Source organism: Pseudoroseomonas cervicalis ATCC 49957 (genome assembly GCF_000164635.1).
Classification (GTDB): domain Bacteria; phylum Pseudomonadota; class Alphaproteobacteria; order Acetobacterales; family Acetobacteraceae; genus Pseudoroseomonas; species Pseudoroseomonas cervicalis.
Genome location: NZ_GG770778.1, coordinates 27,819 through 30,332, shown reverse-complemented (window position 1 = coordinate 30,332; position 2,514 = coordinate 27,819). Strand labels below are relative to the sequence as shown.

Annotated in this window: 3 protein-coding genes; 1 reads left to right on the top strand and 2 read right to left on the bottom strand. The window is 72.1% G+C overall.

The features are described from left to right. Nucleotides 1-321: 321 nt before the first annotated feature. Together HMPREF0731_RS07545 and HMPREF0731_RS07540 are read right to left on the bottom strand one after the other, a co-directional pair. Nucleotides 322-984 carry an NUDIX hydrolase gene (locus tag HMPREF0731_RS07545; RefSeq protein WP_007003475.1) on the bottom strand — a complete coding sequence of 221 codons (663 nt, stop codon included), beginning with the start codon at nucleotides 982-984 and terminating at the stop codon, nucleotides 322-324. After that, nucleotides 981-1,580, bottom strand: coding sequence for a DUF1285 domain-containing protein (locus HMPREF0731_RS07540; protein WP_245538309.1), 600 nt, complete (start codon nucleotides 1,578-1,580; stop codon nucleotides 981-983). Before HMPREF0731_RS07540 ends, HMPREF0731_RS07545 begins: the two co-directional genes overlap by 4 nt. Nucleotides 1,581-1,732: 152 nt before the next feature. Here HMPREF0731_RS07540 and HMPREF0731_RS07535 point away from each other — a divergent pair. Continuing rightward, nucleotides 1,733-2,514: AAA family ATPase (locus tag HMPREF0731_RS07535; protein ID WP_007003473.1), on the top strand; the 782-nt coding region annotated here is incomplete at its 3' end.

Genomic DNA, 2,514 nt, shown 5'->3' with positions numbered 1-2,514 from the left:
CGGAGCGCAAGCGGCCGCGCTGAGGCGCGCGAGCGTCCATCGACATTCAGGGCGGGAAAACAAGAAGGCCGGGGAAGGAATTCCCCGGACCCCATCTTTTTTCTGCGAGTTTGCTGGCTGTGGCAGGCGTCCGGCTGTTCAGGCCCAGACCGGGGAGCGCGCCGGAGGTCCGTGACCTGCGGCGATGGAGGGTTCAGCCCGCCTTGGCCTGACGGATTCCCCGGCAGCGCCCACCCAGAACCGAAAAAAGAGGAAGGGGTCTGAGGGGAATTCATTCCCCTCACCTTCTTCCCCTCCGCCCGGGATGAAGGCCGATGCGGCCTATCCCCGCCGCAGCAGCAGGGCCAGGTTGCGCATGATCGCCGCCGTCGCGCCCCAGACGTAATGGGTGGCGTGCGGCCAGACATAGAAGCTGCGCCGCTCGCCCTTCCAGATCGCGCTGCGGCGCTCCGGCAAGGCGGGATCGAGCAGCGCGGCCAGGTCGTATTCGAAGGCCTGCTCCACCTCGTCCGGCGAGGGGAGGATGTTCAGCGGCGGCCGCAGCAGCGCCAGCACCGGCGTCACATGGTAGCCGGTGCCGGTGACATGGCCGGGCAGCCGGCCGAGCAGGCGCGGCAGGCGGGGGTCGAGGCCGATCTCCTCCGCCGCCTCGCGCAGCGCCGCCTGCTCGGGGGTCTCGCCCGGCTCGATGCGGCCGCCGGGGAAGGCGACCTGCCCGGCATGGCTGGAGAGCTTCGCGGCGCGCAGCGTCAGCAGCAGGCTGGGGCGCGGGCCGAGCACCACCGGCACCAGCACGGCGGAGGGCTTTCCGGGGATGGCGGGGCCGGCGGCGCTGTCGAGCGGCTGCTCGCCCAGCGCGCGGTCCTCGCCGGCCACCACCCCCTCCAGCCAGCGCAGCCGGGCGGGGTCGGAGAGGCGGCGGGCCAGTTCGTCAGGCTCCAGGGCAGCGGGGGCCAGGGCGGGGGGTGGGGGGGCGCCGCTCACCCGGCGGCCGCGCCCTGCACCGCCGGCACCTCGTCGATCGGGAAGAAGATGCCCTCGCTCCAGACGCCCAGCACCTCGCGGCCCTGCACGCGCTCGGGCTCGGCCAGCGCCACCAGCTCATAGAAGACGGCGCGGTTGATGCGGGCCTCAAGGCCGGGGCGCACCGTCACATAGGGGCGCGGCTGGCGGGTGCGGGGGTCGATGGCGACACGGATCGGGTGGTCGGCATCGGCGGTGACCATCTCGTCCAGATTGGTGCGGAAGGTCAGGCATTGCCGGCCGGCGCAGCGGCGCCAGAACACCTCGACGGCGACGAAGGGGGCGTCCTCCACCTCGATCGTGCCGCGCTCGGCCGGGGTTTCCAGCCAGTAGCTGCCATCCGCCTCGCGCTTGAGGACGGAGGCGAAGAGGCAGACCAGCTCCTTGCGGCCGATCGGGCTGCCCTTGTAGTGCCAGCTGCCATCCTTGGCGATGCGCATGTCGAGCGAACCGCATTCATGGCGCGGCCGCGGGGCGGCGCCGGGTTTCGCGGCACCCGTTTTCGCCGCCCTGGCGGGCGGCTTTCGGGCCGCCGCGCCGTCGGGCTGCGCGTGCAGGCCGCAGCCCTGCTCGATGCCGGATTGTTTCAATGCTTCGTCCATGCGCCCGGTGGTCATAGGCTTCCCCAAGTCTCGCTCCTGGCAGAAGGGGCGGGCTGGCCAAGGCGGGCCGGCTTCCCATATCCGGCTATATAAGGAGGCACCAGGGCATGGTTGAAGTGGCGGACCCCATCGATCCGAACATCCTCCTCGCGGAGGTCGAGGCGCTGGGGACGCGGCTGGCCCGGGTGCGCCAGGCGGTGGGCCGCGTGATCTTCGGCCAGCCCGAGGTGGTGGAGCAGGTGCTGATCACCATCCTCTCCGGCGGCCATGTGCTGCTGGTGGGCGTGCCGGGCCTGGGCAAGACCAAGCTGGTGGAGACGCTCGGCACCGTGCTCGGCCTGGCCGAGAGCCGGGTGCAGTTCACCCCCGATTTGATGCCGGCCGACATCCTGGGCAGCGAGGTGCTGGAGGAGGGCGAGGCCGGCCGCCGCGCCTTCCGCTTCATCCAGGGCCCGGTCTTCTGCCAGTTGCTGATGGCGGATGAGATCAACCGCGCCAGCCCCCGCACGCAATCCGCCCTGCTGCAGGCGATGCAGGAGCGCAAGGTGGCGATGGGCGGCGCCACCCATGCCCTGCCCGCCCCCTTCCACGTGCTGGCGACGCAGAACCCGATCGAGCAGGAAGGCACCTACCCGCTGCCCGAGGCGCAGCTCGACCGTTTCCTGCTGGAGGTCGAGGTCACCTATCCGGATGAGGCGGCCGAGCGCGCCATGCTGCTGGCCACCACCGGCGCCGCCGAGGCCCGCGCCCAGCCGGCGATGACCGCCGCCGAGCTGATCGCCGCCCAGGCGCTGATCCGCCGCATCCCGGTGAGCGAGGCGGTGCTGGACGCCATCCTGAAGCTGGTGCGCGGCGCCCGGCCGGAGACCGCCAGCCTGCCCGCGGTGCA